General features: G+C 33.8%; 17 protein-coding genes. 10 read left to right on the top strand and 7 right to left on the bottom strand.

Annotated features, from left to right (window positions below):
- Nucleotides 1–97 precede the first annotated feature (97 nt).
- From ABJF52_RS07130 to ABJF52_RS07145, 4 genes are all read right to left on the bottom strand, one after another.
- Nucleotides 98–2,872, bottom strand: coding sequence for a bifunctional aconitate hydratase 2/2-methylisocitrate dehydratase (locus ABJF52_RS07130; RefSeq protein WP_348148370.1), 2,775 nt, complete (start codon nucleotides 2,870–2,872; stop codon nucleotides 98–100).
- Between the two features lie 203 nt (nucleotides 2,873–3,075).
- Complete coding sequence (locus tag ABJF52_RS07135) at nucleotides 3,076–4,029, bottom strand: MoxR family ATPase (RefSeq protein ID WP_348148373.1); 954 nt, start codon at nucleotides 4,027–4,029, stop codon at nucleotides 3,076–3,078.
- A 2-nt stretch (nucleotides 4,030–4,031) separates the two neighbouring features.
- On the bottom strand, nucleotides 4,032–5,495 hold the full coding sequence (locus ABJF52_RS07140) for a peptidylprolyl isomerase (RefSeq protein ID WP_348148375.1): 1,464 nt from the start codon (nucleotides 5,493–5,495) through the stop codon (nucleotides 4,032–4,034).
- Nucleotides 5,479–6,354 carry a peptidyl-prolyl cis-trans isomerase gene (locus ABJF52_RS07145; protein ID WP_348148378.1) on the bottom strand — a complete coding sequence of 292 codons (876 nt, stop codon included), beginning with the start codon at nucleotides 6,352–6,354 and terminating at the stop codon, nucleotides 5,479–5,481. Before ABJF52_RS07145 ends, ABJF52_RS07140 begins: the two co-directional genes overlap by 17 nt.
- 185 nt (nucleotides 6,355–6,539) lie before the next feature.
- Here ABJF52_RS07145 and ABJF52_RS07150 point away from each other — a divergent pair, with 185 nt between their 5' ends.
- The 7 genes from ABJF52_RS07150 (at nucleotide 6,540) to ABJF52_RS07180 (ending at nucleotide 13,284) form a co-directional block, all read left to right on the top strand.
- Nucleotides 6,540–6,740, top strand: coding sequence for a hypothetical protein (locus ABJF52_RS07150; protein ID WP_348148445.1), 201 nt, complete (start codon nucleotides 6,540–6,542; stop codon nucleotides 6,738–6,740).
- The gene (locus ABJF52_RS07155) at nucleotides 6,737–7,903 is read left to right on the top strand and encodes a serine hydrolase (protein WP_348148381.1); all 1,167 of its coding nucleotides are present in this window, start codon (nucleotides 6,737–6,739) and stop codon (nucleotides 7,901–7,903) included. The genes ABJF52_RS07150 and ABJF52_RS07155 overlap by 4 nt, the downstream gene beginning before the upstream one ends.
- A gap of 51 nt (nucleotides 7,904–7,954) precedes the next feature.
- Nucleotides 7,955–8,329, top strand: a complete 375-nt coding sequence (locus tag ABJF52_RS07160) for a glyoxalase (protein WP_348148384.1) — start codon at nucleotides 7,955–7,957, stop codon at nucleotides 8,327–8,329.
- A 121-nt stretch (nucleotides 8,330–8,450) separates the two neighbouring features.
- The gene (gene rluF, locus ABJF52_RS07165) at nucleotides 8,451–9,185 is read left to right on the top strand and encodes a 23S rRNA pseudouridine(2604) synthase RluF (RefSeq protein WP_348148387.1); all 735 of its coding nucleotides are present in this window, start codon (nucleotides 8,451–8,453) and stop codon (nucleotides 9,183–9,185) included.
- Nucleotides 9,186–9,307: 122 nt separating this feature from the next.
- Nucleotides 9,308–10,627 carry a carboxypeptidase-like regulatory domain-containing protein gene (locus ABJF52_RS07170; RefSeq protein WP_348148390.1) on the top strand — a complete coding sequence of 440 codons (1,320 nt, stop codon included), beginning with the start codon at nucleotides 9,308–9,310 and terminating at the stop codon, nucleotides 10,625–10,627.
- A 400-nt stretch (nucleotides 10,628–11,027) separates the two neighbouring features.
- Nucleotides 11,028–12,191 carry a hypothetical protein gene (locus tag ABJF52_RS07175; RefSeq protein ID WP_348148393.1) on the top strand — a complete coding sequence of 388 codons (1,164 nt, stop codon included), beginning with the start codon at nucleotides 11,028–11,030 and terminating at the stop codon, nucleotides 12,189–12,191.
- Nucleotides 12,192–12,213: 22 nt separating this feature from the next.
- Nucleotides 12,214–13,284 (top strand): trypsin-like peptidase domain-containing protein, encoded by a 1,071-nt coding sequence (locus ABJF52_RS07180; protein WP_348148395.1) that lies wholly within the window; start codon nucleotides 12,214–12,216, stop codon nucleotides 13,282–13,284.
- Nucleotides 13,285–13,360: 76 nt separating this feature from the next.
- On the opposite strand, the gene ABJF52_RS07185 is transcribed toward ABJF52_RS07180, so the two are convergent.
- Nucleotides 13,361–15,553: an ATP-dependent DNA helicase RecQ gene (locus tag ABJF52_RS07185; protein WP_348148398.1), complete on the bottom strand. Its 2,193-nt coding sequence runs from the start codon at nucleotides 15,551–15,553 to the stop codon at nucleotides 13,361–13,363.
- A 241-nt stretch (nucleotides 15,554–15,794) separates the two neighbouring features.
- Here ABJF52_RS07185 and ABJF52_RS07190 point away from each other — a divergent pair, with 241 nt between their 5' ends.
- The 3 genes from ABJF52_RS07190 (at nucleotide 15,795) to lptB (ending at nucleotide 18,479) form a co-directional block, all read left to right on the top strand.
- Nucleotides 15,795–16,760 carry a KpsF/GutQ family sugar-phosphate isomerase gene (locus tag ABJF52_RS07190; protein WP_348148401.1) on the top strand — a complete coding sequence of 322 codons (966 nt, stop codon included), beginning with the start codon at nucleotides 15,795–15,797 and terminating at the stop codon, nucleotides 16,758–16,760.
- The gene (gene tatC, locus ABJF52_RS07195; RefSeq protein WP_348148404.1) at nucleotides 16,760–17,614 is read left to right on the top strand and encodes a twin-arginine translocase subunit TatC; all 855 of its coding nucleotides are present in this window, start codon (nucleotides 16,760–16,762) and stop codon (nucleotides 17,612–17,614) included. The genes ABJF52_RS07190 and tatC overlap by 1 nt, the downstream gene beginning before the upstream one ends.
- 124 nt (nucleotides 17,615–17,738) lie before the next feature.
- Nucleotides 17,739–18,479, top strand: coding sequence for an LPS export ABC transporter ATP-binding protein (lptB, locus tag ABJF52_RS07200; protein WP_348148407.1), 741 nt, complete (start codon nucleotides 17,739–17,741; stop codon nucleotides 18,477–18,479).
- An 11-nt stretch (nucleotides 18,480–18,490) separates the two neighbouring features.
- Here the strand turns inward: lptB and ABJF52_RS07205 are convergent, their stop codons facing one another.
- Together ABJF52_RS07205 and ABJF52_RS07210 are read right to left on the bottom strand one after the other, a co-directional pair.
- Nucleotides 18,491–18,832 (bottom strand): DUF1801 domain-containing protein, encoded by a 342-nt coding sequence (locus tag ABJF52_RS07205; protein ID WP_348148410.1) that lies wholly within the window; start codon nucleotides 18,830–18,832, stop codon nucleotides 18,491–18,493.
- A gap of 159 nt (nucleotides 18,833–18,991) precedes the next feature.
- The gene (locus tag ABJF52_RS07210) at nucleotides 18,992–19,723 is read right to left on the bottom strand and encodes a CDP-alcohol phosphatidyltransferase family protein (RefSeq protein WP_348148412.1); all 732 of its coding nucleotides are present in this window, start codon (nucleotides 19,721–19,723) and stop codon (nucleotides 18,992–18,994) included.
- Between the last annotated feature and the right edge of the window lie 16 nt (nucleotides 19,724–19,739).

Raw genomic sequence — 19,739 nt, forward strand, 5'->3', positions numbered from 1 at the left:
TGAGCTCATATGAAATTAAGAATGATTATAAAAAACGCAACAAAAAAGCCTGAGGGTGTATCCTCAGGCCTTAAATCAATTATATTATATGGTATAACTATCTAACCAATTGCTTTGTAGAAGGTTTGAACTTCGTTAAAATGATACCATCCACAGCGGCTTCATACTCTTCCATTGTAGGAGTTCTTCCTAAAATAGTAGATAATACTACTACTGGAGTAGATGACAACAAAGATTCACCTTTTTTCTCACCTGTATCCTTAACTACACGACCTTGGAATAAACGAGTTGATGTTGCCATTACCGTATCTCCAGGTTCAGCCTTTTCCTGATTACCCATACAAAGGTTACAGCCAGGACGCTCTAAGTATAACATGTTTTCGTACTTAGTACGTGCCAAACCCTTTGGTGCGCTATCATCAAATTCAAAACCTGAGTATTTCTGTAATACTTCCCAATCACCTTCTTCTTTTAACTCATCAACAATATTGTACGTTGGAGGTGCAACAACTAAAGGCGCTTTAAATTCTACTTTACCTTGTTGTGCTTCTACGTTTTTCAACATTTGAGCTAATATTTTCATATCACCTTTATGTACCATACAAGATCCTACGAAACCTAAATCCACTTTTTTAGTTCCGCCGTAATACGATAATGGTCTAATGTTATCATGCGTATAACGTTTTGAAACATCTTCATTATTTACGTCTGGATCTGCAATCATTGGTTCAGCAATTTCATCTAAATCAATTACAACTTCAGCATAGTACTTAGCATTAGCATCTGGACGTAAAGACGGTTTAATACCAGTTTTAAGTTCTGTAATTCTAGTATCTGCCTTATCTACAAGTCCTTGAAGCACTCCTTTTGCATTGTCCATACCCTTTTCAATCATGATTTGGATACGACCTTTTGCAATTTCTAACGATTCGATTAACGTATCGTCTTCTGAGATACAGATTGAAGCTTTTGCTTTCATTTCTGCTGTCCAATCTGTAAATGTAAAGGCTTCATCGGAAGTTAATGTTCCGATATGAACCTCGATTACACGACCCTGGAATACATTTTCACCACCAAATTGTTGTAACATTTGTTGTTGTGTAGCATGTACAACATCACGGAAATCCATGTAAGATTTCATTTGTCCTTTAAAAGTCACTTTAACCGACTCCGGAATTGGCATAGAAGCCTCACCTGTAGCTAATGCTAAGGCAACTGTTCCTGAATCTGCTCCAAAAGCAACTCCTTTAGACATACGGGTATGAGAATCACCACCAATAATGATGTCCCAATCTCCAACTGTGATATCGTTCAATACTTTATGAATAACATCCGTCATTGGGAAATACTTCCCTTTTGGATCACGACCGGTAATTAAACCAAAGTCGTTCATAAAACTCATTAACCTTGGAATGTTTGCTTTAGATTTATCATCCCAAACCGAAGCTGTATGACAACCTGATTGATACGCTCCATCAACAATTGGAGAAATAACCGTTGCAGCCATCATCTCTAGTTCTTGAGAGGTCATTAAACCAGTAGTATCTTGAGAACCCACAATATTTACTTCAGCACGAACGTAAGAACCTGCGTGTAAGGTAGCACCAGAAGTACCAACTGCATTTTTATTGAATATTTTTTCTACTGCCGTTAAACCTTGTCCTTCAATTGAGACTTCTTTTGAAGTTGCATATACTTGAGGAACATCAATTCCTAAAGTTTTACAGGCAAAGGTTTGCAATTTTTTACCAAAAACAACGGCGTAAGAACCACCTGCTTTCATGAACTCCATTTTCTGTGGCGTAAATGCTGCAGAAATATCTTTCAATTCCACTTTACCGTGGTATAATTTCTTCTCTTTGGTATTGATGGTAAGTACGGTGCCTGTTTTTACAGAATACATTTCTTTTAATACTGGTTCACCGTCTTCATCACGAATTGTTTTTCCTTCCGCATCTTTTTGGATGACCCAGTTTTTAAGATCTAAACCAATTCCACCTGTAACTCCAACTGTTGTCAAGAATATTGGAGCAATACCATTGGTACCTGCAATTACCGGAGCAATATTAATGAAAGGCACGTAGGGACTAGAAGAAATTCCTGTCCACAAGGCCACATTATTCACGCCTGACATTCTTGAAGAACCGACTCCCATTGTTCCTTTTTCTGCAATTAGCATTACTCGCTTATTAGGATGTTGCTCCTTTAAAGCCAATACTTCTTTTTGCATGTCTTTGTTATGCTCGAAAATACATTGACCATGTAATTCTCTATCTGAACGTGAGTGAGCGTCTCCTCCTGGAGATAATAAATCTGTAGAAATATCACCTACTCCAGCAATGTAAGTTACTATTTCAATTTCTTCGTCAATTTCTGGAAGTTTGGTAAAAAACTCTGCTTGTGCGTAACTTTCAATAATATCCTTTGCAATAGCACTGCCGTTTTTATAGGCATTTTCTAAACGATCTGTGTCTGCCTCATATAGAAAAACTTGAGTTTTTAAAACCTTGGCAGCTTCTGCTGCAATAGCCAAATCCGTTCCTAACGCTAGGTCCAACAATACTTTTACAGAAGGTCCTCCCTTCATATGAGATAATTGCTCTAAAGCAAAAGCAGGTGTTATTTCTTCTACTTCTTCTTCTCCTAAAATAATTTCTTTTAAGTACTTCGCTTTAACACCGGCAGCACTTGTAGTTCCCGGCAAAACATTATAGATGAAAAAGTTAAGAGAATCTTCTCTATACTCGTTATCTACATCTTTTATTTGCTCAATAATTTTGCTAAGCAATTCAGCGCCATCAATTGGCTTTGGATGAAGACCTTGACTTTTGCGTTCTTCAATCTCCTTTAGGTAATCTTTATAAATGCTCATTAAAAAGTGATTAGATTATTAAGTTTGCTGAAATTAATAAGTGGTAATTCTCAGGAGTCTATTTCTTAATTCATTACAATTTTAAGTAAATATACAAGCTTTAACAGACTTTACGCAATTGTTAATTTCAGTTCACAATAAACGGAAAAAATGGAATAAAATTCTATGAATTTCGTTTTTTAGTGAAGAAAAAATAAAGAAACTTACAACAACTTATTAATTATATTTTCTTCCGTAATGCCCTCAGCTTCGGCTTTATAATTTTTAATAATTCTATGTTTAAGAATTCCATGAGCCACTGCCTTAACATCTTCAATATCTGGGGAAAATTTACCCGATATAGCCGCATGGGCTTTTGCCGCCAATATTAAGTTTTGAGAGGCTCTTGGCCCTGCGCCCCAATCTAGATATTGTTTCACAAAATCTGAAGCACCATCTTCTTTAGGTCTGGTAGCACTCGCCAATGTTACTGCATAATCAATAACATTGTCTGGAACAGGAATTCTGCGAACAAGCTGCTGTACTTGTATAATTTCATCAGCATTAAACAGAGCGTTTACCTTAATAGAAATATCTGAGGTTGTATTTTTTACTACCTCTATCTCTTCTGCTTTTGTTGGATATTTTAGCTCAATAGCAAACATAAAACGGTCCAATTGAGCCTCTGGAAGTGGATATGTACCTTCCTGTTCAATAGGGTTCTGCGTTGCTAAAACAAAATATGGTAGATCTAATTGATGCCGTTGTCCTGAAATTGTAACGGAACGCTCCTGCATGGCCTCTAATAGCGCTGCTTGTGTTTTTGGTGGAGTCCGGTTTATTTCATCTGCCAAAATTATATTCGCAAATACCGGCCCTTTTATAAATTTAAAATTTCGATTTTGATCTAATACTTCGCTGCCGAGAATATCACTAGGCATTAAATCTGGCGTAAATTGAATACGCTTAAAATCTAATCCTAATGTTTTGGCAATAGTATTAACCATTAAGGTTTTTGCCAATCCTGGCACACCAATTAATAAGGAGTGGCCACCAGTATAAATGGATAACAGAATTTGATTAACAACCGTGTCTTGTCCAATTATGACCTTAGCAATCTCATTTTTGAGGGCTTCGTGCTTTTTGACTAAGTTTTGAACCGCAGTTACATCTGACATGCTTACTCTGCTTTTAGCCAATTGTTCTCAAACTCACAATCTCTACTGCTACCATTTACACTAATATAGGTGTCTTCAATATGCTCATCCATCCACTTTTTAATAGCCTCGTATTGTTTTTCTGTTTTGGCCAACTGTTGGATTTTCATATAATCTTTAGAAAAATCAGCAGTATGCTCATCATACCTATTGGTTACTTGCAGTAATTTATATTTCGAAGCACCACCTCTAGGGTCCTCTTCTAAAATAGGATAAGAAACTTCATTATCCTTTAAATTTCTAACTTGATTATATAAAGCTGGATCCATTTTAGTAAGCTCAAAACGAGAGCTAAAATCTTGTGGGTTTCTTAAAAGTCCACCATCAAACTTAGTCTCTTTTTCATCAGAAAAGTTCCGGGCTGCGGCAGCAAAAGTATATTTACCTTCGTTAATATGTTTTCTAATGGTATCTAGCTCTCTTTTTGCTTTATCCATTGATTCTTGTGAAATCTCCGGTTGCATAATAATATGTCTTACATCACGCTCTTGCCCTCTAATTTTTTCGACAAATGCAATGTGGTATCCAAACTGTGTTTCAAAAGGTTCTGAGATTTCACCTTCTCGCAAACCAAATACTACATCTTTAAAATCCTTGTCATATCCTGAATCTTTGGTTATCACTCCAAGTAAACCACCATTCGATTTGGAGGGACCTTCTGAGTACAATATGGCTTTTACATTAAAACTTGCATCGTTATCCTCAATATCTTCTTTAATAGCATTCAATCTATCAATAGTATGTTGTTTTTCTTCCGCTGTTGCTTTCGGCTGTTTTATAATTTGAGAAATTTCCATCTCAGCACCGAATACAGGTCGTTCACTTTCTGGTATTTTATTAAAAAATTGTCGCACCTCTTCAGGGGTAATCTCAATACCCTCAACAATACTCTGCTGCATTTTACCAGAAAGCATTTGAAGCTTATTTATTTTCTGAATTTCTTGTCTTAAACTTGCTTCGTCCTCTTTTCTATAAAATTTAAGCACTTTTTCCATAGAACCCACTTGTTGAACTAACCCTTGTAGCTGTCGATCACTTTGTGCGGCTATTTCATCATCAGATACCAATAAACTATCTTGTACTGCTTGATGGGCGTACAAACGATCTTCCATTAATTTACCAAGAAGACCACATCTGGTAACATCGGCCATTGAAACGCCCTGGGTTTTAAGGTCAATCAGCGCTTTTTCAACATCAGATTCTAATATTACATAATCACCAATTACTGCTGAGATACCATCAATTTTCGTGCGTTTATACGGTGGTGATTTTACTTCTGCCGTACTTGTTGCAATTGAATCAGCTGACACATCATCTATTACACCTGTATTGGCATCAGATACAGTATCACTAATCTCTTGTGCCGCTATAAATCCTGAAGATATAATAGCAAATGCTGTTAAAATATACTTATTCACTTTTTCCATAAATTTCAAAATCTTTATCCTTAATTGCCTCATCAATTATTTCAGCATTAAGTTTTCTTGCATACTCTAGTTTACGTCTATTTAAGAGTACTTGTCTTAAAGTAGGTTCAACATAAGATAGAGGCGCAACGTCATTTACATCTCGAACCTCCAAAATCATTGCCAAATATAGCCCCTTTGCATCCTCTAGTTCGAAAAATTGTGATTTATTTAGGTATTTATTCTCATTATCTCGGTTTAAAGGTGGTATCTCCTTAATCACTTTTGAGGCCCCAATCCACAACGAATCATTAAAATTCATTTTACTGAACTGTACCGCAATCGAATCGAGATAAATTTTATCTTTTGAAGAAAAACTCTTTAAACTGCTACTGACTTTCTTTTTATTTAAAAATTGTTTTGGCAATTGAATAAATCGCAATTTAACGATACGTTCTTTCAACTTGTAATTCTCCTTTTCTTTCTCATAAAAACTGCGCAATTGAGAACTACTTATGGTTGAATCGGTACCTTTCCATACCAAGGCATCTTTATATGCTCTTGTATACAAATCGGCCTTGTAATCATTAACAAGTGCGTCAAATTCTGCCAATTTTTCTTCAGATAGGTTAATTCTTGCCTTATCTAATAAAAGCTGTTTGGCTGCCCAATTATTTATAAAGTTAGAAACTATAGTAGCACTGTCTTGTTCCGAAAGATTTTTATTCAATAGCGGAGTAACATCTTCAACATATAAATAATTTTGACCTACGCGGGCTAATACACCGCCCGCCTCTTTGTTCTTTAGACCACAAGAACTTGGTATAACCAATAAAAGTCCAAAAACAATTGCTATAAATGTAATTTTAGAATACACCATTTTAATTTGCATGGCGCAAAAATAACAAATACATTTTGGCGGACAATCAACATTTTTCTACTTAACAGATATTTAGTTCGTTAGAATGCTGATTTAGAATACATATTTATTACATTGATTAATTATTATAAACACAGATTTTAAGACTTTTGAAGAAAATAAAATTGATTTGGGATTTTCGAGGAATGGATGCCCTCAAAATAGCTGAACATCATGATATTCATTTAAAGGAATATATAGCTGCTGAAAAAATAGAGCTAAATATCACTGGTATTCAACAAGTAAATGACATGCATAGCATAGCATATATGGTCGTAAACGAAATTGATATGATAACTGTACGCGATGCCCTAAAACCCCATCGTGGAGAAATTTACACTGAATGAGGATCCGTTCAAATCTGACAAATAAAATATTCTTAATTCTGTTTTCAATAGTATTTGTTCTAAACTATTCTTGTAAAGAAGAAGTAGTGTCTTCAACAGACCCTATGCAATTTGTTTTAAATACCAAGAATAATAAAATAAAGAGCGTTTTAAATAGTATTGAGCAGTTTGAAGTCCAAATTTTATATACTCATATTATTCGTAGGAATGATAGTGTAATTTTTAAAGATTATAGCTTTCAGGTTGATAGTTTAAATTATTTCTATCCAGCAAGTACTGTAAAATTTCCTGCTGCCGTAGCAACTTTAGAAAAATTGAATGAAAATGATTCATTAGATAGAAATAGTCGTTTTTATGTTGAAGGTGATTCCATTGAAACTACTTTTACTGAGGCTATATCCGCAATATTTGCTGTTAGCAATAACGAGGCAAACAACAGGTTAATTGAATATTTAGGGCAAGAAGACCTCAACAGAAGAATGAAAAAAAGAGGAGTTGCTCCAATACGAATTTCTCATCGATTAGGTTATCATTTCGATGACACGGCGACAACTCCTTTAGTGATTTACCTAAACGACAGTACTACTATTAACTACAAAGGTACAGTTAATCCCTATCCAAAAAAACTAGAGCTCAATAAATTAAAAAAAGGAATTGGTTACATTGAAGATGATTCTCTGCTATTAGAACCTTTTGATTTTAGTTTAAAAAATTATTACCCCATTGAATCGCAACATGCACTTCTAAAAAGAATAATTTTTCCTGAAAACTTCAATCCAGAAGAGCGATTTAATTTAACGGATAATCAACGAGAATTTTTGCTAGAAGCAATGCATAAACTCCCCAGAACAGTTGGTTATGACCCTTCTATCTATTTTGATGGATACAGTAAGTTTTTCTTATTCGGGGACACAAATGAAAATATACCGGAATATCTAAAAATTTACAATAAAATAGGTGCTGCATACGGCACCTTAACGGATTGCGCTTATATTTTAGATTCTAAGAACAATGTAGAATTCATGCTTACCGCGACAATACACGCAAATAAAAATCAGATATTTAATGATAATCAATATGAGTATGATTCCATAGCATTACCGTTTTTGGCAGAAATTGGAAGGCAATTTTATACCTACGAATTAAATTTAAAAACACATTAATTATCAATAAGAAGACTATGTTTTAGTCCAACAATTTTATTTTCGGAATAAATGATAAACTACAAAACCAAAAGTATTCGCTCATTTATAGGTGCTAAAAACTATGCTACGTCAAAAGCATTCTATTGTGCTCTGGGATTTAAAGAAGTTGTAATTAGCCAAAACATGTGCCTTTTTGTAATTAATGAAGATTTAAGTTTTTATTTACAAGATGCTTATGTTAAAGATTGGATTAATAATTCGATGCTTTTTTTAGAAGTTGAAGATGTTGAAAAATGCAAATCAGATTTATTAGCCAGAAAATTAATTGAAAAATTTCCCGCAGTAAGATTTTCTGAAATTAAAAATGAAGTTTGGGGTAAAGAATTATTCATGCACTACCCTTCTGGTGTTTTGTGGCATTTCGGTCAGTTTTACTCAAAATGACAATAAAAATTATAATGATTTTGAAATTACCTTCCTCTTCAAATAGGAACTACAATACATAATCTGAGAATTCGATTAGCTATCTTTGCTTTTGAACAAATTTATTTTGTACCGCATATTTATGAGCGAACCTAAACTAACACGAATAAATAAATACCTCAGCGAAGTAGGTTATTGCTCAAGACGCGCAGCAGATAAATTAATAGACCAGGGCAGGGTAACTATTAATGGCAATGTTCCAGAAATGGGAACCAAAATAGCTCCAGGTGATGAAGTACATGTTGATGGCAAACTAATATCTGAACCTAACGAAAAGCCTGTTTATCTCGCATTCAATAAACCTATTGGAATTGTTTGTACTACCGACACCCGTGTAGAAAAGGATAATATTATAGACTATATAAATTATCCGAAACGTATTTTCCCAATCGGCAGGTTGGACAAACCTAGTGAAGGACTTATTTTTCTTACTAATGATGGTGATATTGTAAACAAGATTTTACGAGCTAGAAATCATCATGAGAAAGAATATATTGTTCAAGTTGACAAACCTGTGAATGAGCATTTTCTCCGAAAAATGCGAAATGGAGTACCTATCTTAGACACAATTACACGTAAATGTGAGGTTGAAAAAATTAATAATAATACTTTCAAAATTGTTTTAACACAAGGTCTTAATAGGCAAATTAGGAGAATGTGCGAATTTTTAGACTATCGCGTAAAAAATTTGCAACGCGTTAGAATTATGAATGTATCCTTGGATATACCTATTGGTAAATATCGTGACCTTACCAAAGCAGAGTTAGATGAAATTAAAAGATTAGTTTCTGATTCACACAAAACTCATGACGCGTAATTGTTTGGAAAATCATATAATTTTAACAGAATTTTACGCTAATATTCACTAACTTAGGAACATAGCCACCTTATGAACTTTATACAAAAGCTGGTTATGCATAAAATTTCGGTCCAAAAATTATGAATTATTTTCAAAAACATACCGTCTTTAATAAATCAGCATTACTATTTATACTGATATTGGTTTTTGGCTGTATAAGCACCTTTGCCTTTCAATCTAAAAACGAAAGTGCTGCTTCTACCTTTAAAGAATATAAGGGAAAAGTTTTAGACGAGAATACTAAAAAACCATTAGTCTTTGCGACTTTAGCTCTTGAAAACACCAATATTAGCACTATAAGTAATACAGAAGGCGAGTTTTCCCTTAAAATACCGCTTGCGGTTAAGAATGGAAATATTTTAGTTTCTTTTTTGGGATATGGGTCTAAAACAATACCCCTAACTCAATTAAAAGTGGACGGAAATAAAATATTTCTTAGCGTTACTATTACTAAGCTATCTGAAGTAAATATTGCCGTACCTAAAGATGCTGAAAAATTAGTTCGTGAAACGCTTATTAAAAAAGGGGAAAATTACTTTAACGACCCTACTTTAATGACCGCTTTTTATAGAGAAACCATTAAAAAAAGAAAAAGAAATGTTTCGTTATCTGAAGCAGTTGTCAACATTTATAAAACGCCTTACACAACTAAAAAACGCGATGCCGTTAAACTTTATAAAGCTCGTAAAAGCACTGACTATGATAAATTAGATACGGTAGCACTTAAATTACAAGGCGGACCATTTAATGCCTTGTTTGTCGATTTAATGAAATACCCAGATTATATTTTTGCAGAGGAGTCAATATCAAATTATAATTATTCGTTCGATGGTTCCACAAGAGTAAATGGAAAGTTAATATATATTGTGAATTTTGAACAACGCCAAGACCTAATTGATCCGTTGTACCGCGGCAAACTTTATATTGATGCGGAGCGCAAAATACTCACCAGTGCTATATATACTTTAAATATTACCGATAAAGATGAAGCTGCTAGAATGTTCGTTCGTCGAAAACCTAGAAATGCCAACGTTTGGCCGACAGAAGTTGCATATCGAGTAGATTACCGAGAAAAAAATAATAAATGGTACTACGGTTATAGTAATGTACTTCTTGAGTTTAAAATTGATTGGGATAAAAAATTATTCAACTCGGTTTATAGTATGACCTGCGAAATGGCGGTAACAGACTGGAAAAAGAATAAAAATGAAGATTTTCCGAAAATGAAAGATCGCATAAAATCTTCTATTATTCTAAGTGATGAAGCCATTGGATTTGCTGACCCAGATTTTTGGGGAGCCCATAATATCATTGAGCCAGAGAAATCTATTGAAACTGCAATCAAAAAAATAAAGAGACAGCTAAAACGAGCTAAACCAAGTGGTGGTACTGGCCGATAATCGCTTTTTTATAGGTTATTTTTATTAATTGGAGCTTTTTTTAAAAGACTCTTTAAATTGTTCTTATGTTCTTTTAAGGATAATTTATTAATAAAACCTGTTGACTTTATACTACTACAAGAGTCTCATAATAGTAAACAATCGTAACGCTTTATTTTCTTATTTTGAAGTCGACATACTCTTCCTCTCCCTGCTTATTTATAACATTTTGGACTTATTCGATGAACAACACCCTTGAATTCTAGAAATAAAAAATAAATGAAGTACTCACCCGTTGTTGTATAGCCTTTTATTTAATCCTTACTGAATTTATCGGATAAAACAGGAATTTTTCAATCCTTAATTAAAAGCATATACCATTGTAATAACCAAATTGAACAACAAACCTAAATATCTTCAAATGAAAAACGTTTTACCCAGATTTCAAAGGCCAATACAGGGCATTAATGAACCTAAAACCGAAGTCGCTCATTGGGACAAGGCAATGGATGCCTATGAAGCAAAAGATTATAGAAACGCTTTGCTCGAAACTATAAATTATATAAATCCAGAAATACTTTCCAATAAAGACACTAGTGGCACATTAAATTTTGTACAAGGACAAGGGTCTGCAGAAATTCAAGTAACAATTAGTGAAGATAAATTTTTAGTCAAAGCCCCTTTTCTACGGGTAACTGACAACACGAATAAAGTAGCATTATACCGTAAAATAGCTGAAGTAAATTTTCACCCATTAACGTTGACTCAAATACAATTAAATAACAAAGAGCTGTGGTTCGAATATGAGATGCCCATTGCATTAAGCCAACCCAATAAAGTTTATGACATACTTCGAGAAATTTGTGTTTACGCAGATGATTACGATGACGAGTTTGTTGACAAATATAAAGCAGCATTTTATAAAGAAGCAAATGTGCAGCCTTTAACTGGAAGTGAGGTAGATCAAGTTTGGCAGCAAATTTCACAAATAACCGAAGATTATAAAAACTATAGTAATTTCTTTAAAGAGAAAAGATGGGATGCCTTTCAATGGGACATCACAGTTATTTCGATTCTTAAATTGGTAAATATGCCTTACGTGCATGGTAATTTAAGAACCAAACTTCAAGAGTATGTTAATAATATGTTCAATGGCCAAATAGACTTTCAATATCGAATAGATAAAGGGAAGAAATTTATGCAGGAATTATGCGAGAAATCCAAAGAAGATTTCTTCACCGAAATTTACCATGCCGATTCTTTTATTTCTCTTAAATGGAGAAGTTCAACTCAAATTTTGCAAGACGAAGTAAAGAATTGGGAGAATACTGTTAATAAATATATTAAGGATAATGACAATTTTGCACTATCCTATTTTCTTCAGTACAACTTCCAATATCTTATTTACAACTACAATTTAGAAGAAATTCACAAGAATGCCATTTATAGTGCCTTAGAATCCGTTTCTGGTTTGGAACCCCATATTGCTGTTCCTAAGTTATTAGAAACCTATAATGGTTTCTTGCTTGGGAAAACAACAACAAAATCGGGTAAAAAAGGATTGTTCTCAAAACTTTTCGGATAAATAACTTGCAAAAAGACAAAACATGGAAAATATTCAAAAATCTATATTTAAAATAATAACAGCTTCTGGAACCGGTAGTGGATTCACAGTTAGTGGAAATAACTTAGTAATTACAAACTACCATGTTGTTGCCGGAAATAAACTGGTAGCAATTGAAGACCATAAAAAAGATAGACATGTAGCTAACGTAGTAATGGTTAATCCTGAAGTTGATTTAGCCTTTTTACATATCGAAGGGTTCGAAAACAACTATAGTGATTTAACTCTGGAAGCCGATGTTACTATTGATAATATGTCTAAGACATATATACATGGTTTCCCATTCGGAATGCCTTATACAGTTACAGAAGGCATTGTATCAGCGGTAAACCAACCCATGGGATCGAGAGCATATTTACAGACAGATGCAGCTGTAAACCCAGGAAATTCTGGTGGTCCAATGTTAAATGAAGCAGGAAATTTAGTTGGTGTTACAACTTCAAAATTCACAAATGCGGATAATGTTGGATTTGGAATTAAGCATACCGACCTTATAAAAGAACTATCTGATTTCACATTTACGGATAATGCATACCGCTTAAAGTGTAATAGCTGTGATTCCTATTCTGACAAAGAAGCTGAATTCTGTGCAAATTGTGGTAATGATGTTGATATTACTGTATTTGAAGAATTTGAAAAAAGTCACTTTGCCAATTTTGTTGAAGAGTCTTTAACAGAATTGGATATGAATCCGGTTCTTGGTAGAGCAGGTAAAGATTTTTGGGAGTTTCATCAGGGAAGTGCCTTAATTCGAATATTCGTTTATAAACGAGATTACCTTGTTGCTACTTCACCATTAAATAATTTACCAAAACAGAATCTTGAGCAATTAATGGAGTATCTATTACAAAGAAATGTTGATCCTTATTATCTAGGAGTTAGTGATAATAAAATCTACATTTCCTATCGCGTACATCTTTCTGACATTTTTACAGATGGTGCTGATATCGTAAAAGAAAATCTAAAAAACTTAGCACTGAAGGCTGATGACCTAGATAATTTCTTTATGGATACTTATGGTTGCGATATGGCTATTGAAGCAAAAGAAGTATAATTCAAATTTTATTTTAACACAAAAAACCCCGAGCATTGTCATATGCTCGGGGTTTATATTTTATAGATGTAATGGATTAGTTAGCCACTTCACTAATAAATTTTAAGCGATATAATCGTAATTCTTCATCTTCATAATCACCATCGAACTCTTCCATAGCTTCATCCAAATCATCAGATTCAGCTTCAAGAAAATAATCGTGAATTTCTTCTTGTTGATCTTCATCAAGAACTTCATCAACCCAATAATTTAAATTTAGCTTGGTACCACTAAAAACTATTTGTTCCATCTCTTTAATAAGCTCTGGAATTTCTAACCCTTTTGCAGATGCAATATCATTTAGTGGTAATTTACGATCCACATTCTGTATGATATATAGCTTTAGAGCTGAATTTGCACCAGTACTCTTAACTACTAAATCTTCTGGTCTTAAAATGTCATTTTCCTCAACATAATCCGCAATTAATTTAACGAAAGGTTTTCCATATTTCCTAGCTTTACCTTCCCCTACTCCATGAATATTTAAAAGTTCTTCGGTGGTGATAGGATACTTCAAAGCCATATCATCTAATGATGGGTCTTGAAAAACTACAAACGGTGGCACACCTAACTTATCTGCTTGCGACTTTCTTAGCGACTTTAATTGCTTCAATAATTTCTCATCCGTAACGCCACTGCTTTTTTCTATACCTACAATGTCTTTTGTATCGGTTTCTTCATATGCATGATCATGCGTCATCATAAACGACTCAGGTTTCTTTAGAAATTCTTTACCTAAATCGGTTACATGTAAAATACCATACTGTTCAATTTCTTTTTTTAACAATTTAGCCACAAGTACTTGACGAATAAGTGCCATCCAATAACCTTTATCCTTATCTGCTCCGGAGCCAAAAACTTTTTTCTCGTTCGTTTTATGCGACGTAATTAGTGCGTTTACATTACCGAGAAGCGTATTGACAATCTCTTTTGATTTGAACTTTTCATTCGTTTCTTGAACAGCCGTTATTAATTGAACAACCTCATCCTTTGCTTCTTGTGTTGGCTTCGGATTTCTGGCATTATCATCCATATCGGCCCCATCACCATTAACAGCATCAAATTCTTCTCCAAAATAATGCAGCATAAATTGTCTTCGAGACATTGACGTTTCTGCGTATGCTACTACTTCCTGTAGGAGCGCATTACCAATTTCTTGTTCGGCTACAGGTTTGTTAGACATAAATTTTTCTAACTTCTCAATATCCTTATAAGCATAAAAGGCTAAACAATGCCCCTCACCATCATCTCTACCAGCTCTACCTGTTTCTTGATAATAACTTTCAATACTTTTTGGAATGTCATGATGAATAACAAAGCGCACATCAGGCTTATCGATTCCCATACCAAAAGCAATTGTCGCTACAACTACATCTACATCTTGCATTAAAAACATGTCTTGATATTTAGACCTTGTTTTAGCATCAAACCCTGCATGATATGGCACAGCACTAACTCCATTTACTTGTAAAACTTGAGCTAATTCTTCAACTCGCTTTCTACTTAAACAATACACAATACCAGACTTACCCGCATTCTTTTTTACAAAACGGATAATATCTGAATCTACTTGTGAGGTTTTTGGCCGTACCTCGTAATATAAATTAGGTCTATTAAAAGAAGCTTTAAATACTTTGGCATCTGTAATACCTAAGTTCTTTATAATATCTTCTTGCACCTTCGGCGTAGCCGTTGCAGTTAAGCCAATAATTGGAATGTTTTCACCTAATCGACTAACAATCGACCTTAAATTTCTGTACTCGGGTCTAAAATCGTGACCCCACTCAGAAATACAATGGGCCTCGTCTACAGCAACAAAAGATAATTTTACAGATTGTAGAAATTCAACATTTTCATCTTTAGTTAAAGATTCAGGAGCAACATATAATAACTTGGTTGTACCTTTTACAATGTCTTCCTTAACCTGTTTCACTTCTGTTTTGTTAAGTGAAGAGTTTAGTACATGGGCAATACCAAAATCAGAAGAAATACCACGTATGGCATCAACTTGATTCTTCATTAATGCTATTAATGGTGAAACTACAATTGCTGTTCCTTCATGCATTAATGCTGGCAATTGATAGCAGAGTGATTTTCCGCCACCAGTTGGCATAATAACAAAGGTATTATTTCCTTGTACTATATTTTGTATTACGCTTTCTTGAAGCCCTTTAAACTTATTGAAGCCAAAGAACTTTTTTAGGGGTGAATGTATATCTATTTCCTTCAAAACGGGGTTTTATTTTTACAATTTAGTAATAAAATTCTTACGAATTGGAAAATATAGTTTGAGAGGTATTGTATCATTTTATGGTCGCTAGTTCGTAGATAATCAGTTGGTTATAATAATTATCCAAGTATACGCATAGAATACTTAATTTTGTATTCTTATAAATATAAAACATTCTTTTAAAAATGTTCGCATATTTTTATAGTTTTATTAATTAGCGAATCGAACACAAATAAAATACTTGAGTAATTCAAAACAAATTTTAAGTCTTGCAAAGAAAACGATTCAGGAAGAATCGGCAGCAATTAACAACTTATCGAGCTTATTAGATGAAGATTTTACGAATATTGTAGAATGCATTATTTCAACTAAAGGTCGCGTTATCGTTTCTGGAATAGGCAAAAGTGCTATTGTTGCCAATAAAATTGTAGCAACATTGAATTCTACAGGAACTCCAGCAATTTTTATGCATGCCGCTGATGCCATTCATGGTGATCTTGGGACCATACAAAAAGATGATGTAGTTATCTGTATTTCAAATAGTGGTAATACTCCTGAAATTAAAATGCTAGTGCCTCTTATTAAGCGTGCGAATAATAAGCTTGTGGCTATGACGGGAAAAAAGGATTCTTTTTTAGGTAAGAATGCTGATTTTATACTAAACACTTTTGTTGAAAAAGAAGCCTGTCCTAACAACTTAGCACCCACTACTAGTACAACAGCGCAAATGGTTATGGGCGATGCTCTTGCAATTTGTCTCCTAAATTTAAAAGGTTTTGATAGTGAAGATTTTGCAAAATATCATCCTGGTGGGGCTCTAGGAAAAAAATTATACCTGCGCGTAGCTGATATTTCAGAAAAAAATCAAAAACCGCAAATTGCTCATGATGCGGACATTAGGGAGGTAATTGTTGAAATTTCCAAAAAAATGTTGGGTGCGGCCGCAGTAATTAAAGACAATAAAGTTGTGGGAATAATTACAGATGGCGATATTAGACGAATGCTTAATAACTATGATTCTATAAATGGCTTGCAAGCAAAGGATATTATGACGAAAAATCCAAAAACTATCTCGGCAAATGCCTTAGCTGTAAAAGCATTGAAAGTAATGCAAGAAAAAGGTATCTCACAATTATTGGCTGTAGATGGTGAAAAATATTCAGGCGTTGTACATTTGCACAACCTAATAAATGAAGGCATCCTATAATGACAAAAAAGAATACCAAAACTCCAGATGAAATGTCATTTTTAGATCATCTAGAGGAATTACGCTGGCATTTAATACGTTCAACTTTAGCTGTAGTAATTATTGCAGGTCTCGCATTGTTGTTTAGCAACTTCATCTTTGACATAATTATTTTTGGACCTAAAAGCATGGATTTTCCCACCTATAGGTTTTTCTGTAAAGTAGGTACTTTTCTAGGTATTGACTCTAATTTTTGCGCAGATGAATTACCAATAATTATTCAAAGTCGTGAAATGTCGGGGCAGTTTTCTGCTTTTATATGGACAGCAATTTGGGCAGGATTCATTTTAGGTTTTCCGTATATTCTTTATGAGATGTGGAAATTCATTAGTCCTGGTCTGCATCCTAATGAAAGAAAGCATTCGAGAGGTTTTATATTTGCAGCTTCATTACTATTTTTTACAGGAGCTTTATTTGGCTATTATTTAGTTGCACCACTTTCTATTAATTATCTCGCAACATTTACGGTTAGTTCAGAGGTGAGTAATAATATTGATTTATCCTCTTTTATTGGTACCGTTAGAACTTCTGTAATCGCCTGTGGTTTAATATTTGAGCTTCCTATTATAGTATACTTTTTTACTAAAGTAGGATTAGTTACTCCAGAAATATTAAAAAAATATCGAAAAATATCTTTGGTAGTTGTGTTAATTCTCGCCGCTGTGGTAACTCCACCAGATGTGGTAAGTCAAATATTAGTTGCATTACCAATATTAATATTATACCAAGTAAGTATTTATATATCCAAGCGAGTATTAAAAAGACAAGCAAAGCAAGAGGCTAAATTAAAAGCCAAACGTGCCAAAAAAAGTTAAAAAATAAAGCATTTTCGAGTTAACTGAGGTTATATGTTTTAGATTTGAAAAAGGAATAGTCTATTTCTTGAGGAGGTTTGATTAAAACCGAACTTCACTATTAAAATTGTACTTCGCACACAAAATGAAGCTAAGAGCAGAAAATATTATGAAAACTTATAGCGGCCGTAGGGTCGTTAAAGGTATTTCTTTGGAAGTTAATCAAGGTGAAATTGTCGGATTACTTGGTCCGAATGGAGCTGGAAAAACGACATCGTTTTATATGATTGTCGGATTAATTAAACCTAATGGTGGTAAAATATTCTTAGATGATATGGATATTACCAACTTTGCAATGTACAAACGTGCCCAAAACGGTATTGGCTATTTAGCACAAGAAGCTTCTGTGTTTCGTAAATTGAGTATTGAAAAGAATATATTAAGCGTACTACAATTAACGAAAATGAGCAAAAAAGAACAGCACATGAAAATGGAAGCTTTAATTGAAGAATTTAGCCTTGGCCATATTCGTAAAAACCGTGGTGATTTACTTTCTGGGGGAGAACGACGTAGAACCGAAATAGCGAGAGCCTTAGCAACTGATCCAAAGTTTATTTTATTAGATGAACCTTTTGCCGGTGTTGACCCTGTTGCTGTCGAAGATATACAAACCATTGTTGCGCACTTAAAGGACAAGAACATCGGAATATTAATCACCGATCACAACGTACAAGAAACTTTAGCTATTACAGAGCGCTCTTATTTAATGTTTGAAGGAGGGATACTTAAGTCTGGAGTACCTGAAGACCTGGCAGCTGATGAAATGGTACGAAAAGTATACTTAGGTAAAAACTTTGAACTTCGTAAAAAGAAAGTTACACCTTAAAAGTTAGGCGTTTAAGATTTTGAAGCCTGCTTAATCATTTTATAAAGAATAGGTGGATTTAATTTGGAACCATCTTCAATTTTAATATGACGCATTTCCTTTCCTGTACCTTCTAATAAATTGTTTGGGTCATCAATGTTATCAAATTTATAAAAACCTAAGTTAACATGCTTTTTATTGAACTGTAGATAACAAAAATCCTTTTCAGTAGCGTATACTGGTCTGCTCCATTTAAAGTTTTCCGCAACTTCTGGGTTCGCTTTGCCAATTAATTCTCTCAGCGTACTAAGCACTTCTTTTTGTTCTCTTGAAGCACCAGCTATATAATCGGTAACTTCTTTAATTTTATTCATAGCAGTAAGGTTGTAAGCCTTAAAATTACGAAAATTAGCGGAGCTAGGCTAATTACACAGGTATTTTGGTTACCTAAGAATCTCCTTTTTTACTACAACAAGAAATAAAGAATATATGTATACTTAAAATATGATTACAATCTATTTGCTTTTAATCATTTAGCCAGCAGTTTTCAAGTTCGAGATTATTGAACTTAAGATATAAAAAAATATAATTAATGGAACGGCAATAAACTTCATCGTAATTAAAAGGACGATGCTTATAATAATAAAAATATATCGCAAAGCATTATCCTTAAAACCCCATTTTTTAAATTTTAAGGCAAACAATTCAATATTAGCATTTAAAAGGTAAGCGCTCAAAATAGTTAATCCTAATAAAAACCATTCGTTTAAAATTATGTTATTCAGGTATTCATTATTATGATAAAGCATAATCAACGGTAAGGATATAATTAATAAGGCGTTTGCAGGAGTTGGAAGTCCAACAAAACTATCTTGTTGATTTTCATCTATATTAAATTTTGCCAAGCGATAAGCCGAACCCATTGTAATTAAAAAACCAAAAAACGGAAGTAATGAGATTTCTAAGTTTTGCGCATGTGTAGTAATATTCCAACCGCCTGTTTCAGACATAATCAATAACTGATACATGACTATCCCTGGTACTAAACCGCTCGTTATCATATCGGCTAGCGAATCTAGTTGAACTCCTAACTCACTTCTAACATCTAAAAGTCGAGCAGCTAAACCATCGAAAAAATCGAAGAAAATACCCAAAAAAACAAATACCGCTGCTATCTCAAGCTGATTCATTACAGCAAATACAGCCGCAACACATCCACAAAAAACATTGAGTAGTGTAATAAAATTAGGAATATGCCTTTTCATTTTTTATGTGATTTTG

The organism is Aurantibacter sp. (genome assembly GCF_039941195.1).
Classification (GTDB): Bacteria; Bacteroidota; Bacteroidia; order Flavobacteriales; family Flavobacteriaceae; genus Aurantibacter_A.